1 protein-coding gene and 1 pseudogene are annotated in these 544 nt (G+C 76.1%); one reads left to right on the top strand and one right to left on the bottom strand.

Going from position 1 to position 544, the window contains the following annotated elements; all coding sequences use genetic code 11:
- Positions 1-103: 103 nt before the first annotated feature.
- The gene (locus TR50_RS06590) at positions 104-307 is read right to left on the bottom strand and encodes a hypothetical protein (RefSeq protein WP_042415820.1); all 204 of its coding nucleotides are present in this window, start codon (positions 305-307) and stop codon (positions 104-106) included.
- A 1-nt stretch (position 308) separates the two neighbouring features.
- On the opposite strand from TR50_RS06590, the pseudogene TR50_RS46545 reads away from it, so the two are divergent.
- Positions 309-544 (top strand): annotated as a pseudogene (locus TR50_RS46545) (globin domain-containing protein); the annotation flags it as partial.

Here is a 544-nt window from a genome sequence, read left to right as displayed (position 1 = left end):
CCGCTCCACCGCCGACGCCCCAGGGCATCCCGGCCGCGCCGCTGCCGCCACCGCCGATGCCGCTGCCCGGCTCCGTGGTGGCGGTCGTTCCGCTCTCCTCCCGTCAGAAAGCCTCCTCCGTGCGGAAAACGTCCGCGTCGACGCAGCCCGCTTCGACACAGCCCGCCTCGACGCCCGGGTCGGCCATGCCGGCGTCAATCCCGCCGACTCCCGTCGCGCCGTCTTCGGTCACGTCGAGCCCGGTCGCGTCGGGCCCGGCCACGTCGACCGCGGACGCCGGGCCGGTCGGGCCGACGCCGCAGGACATCGTGCTGATCCGGCGCAGCCTGGCCGCGGTCGAACCGGTCGCGGACCGGGCGACGGCGCACTTCTACGCCGTGCTCTTCCTCGCCCGCCCCGAACTGCGCGCGCTCTTCCCGGCGGCGATGGACGTCCAGCGCGACAAGCTCTTCCGTGCGTTGCTCGCCGCCGGGCGCGCCGCCGACGATCCGCCCGCGCTGGTCGCGTACCTGGAGAAGCTGGCGCGCGGCCACCGCCGCTACGG

The sequence above is a fragment of the Streptacidiphilus anmyonensis genome, assembly GCF_000787855.1.
GTDB lineage: Bacteria > Actinomycetota > Actinomycetes > Streptomycetales > Streptomycetaceae > Streptacidiphilus > Streptacidiphilus anmyonensis.
Note: the sequence above shows the minus strand (reverse complement) of the source record. Positions and strands in the feature narration are given on the sequence as shown.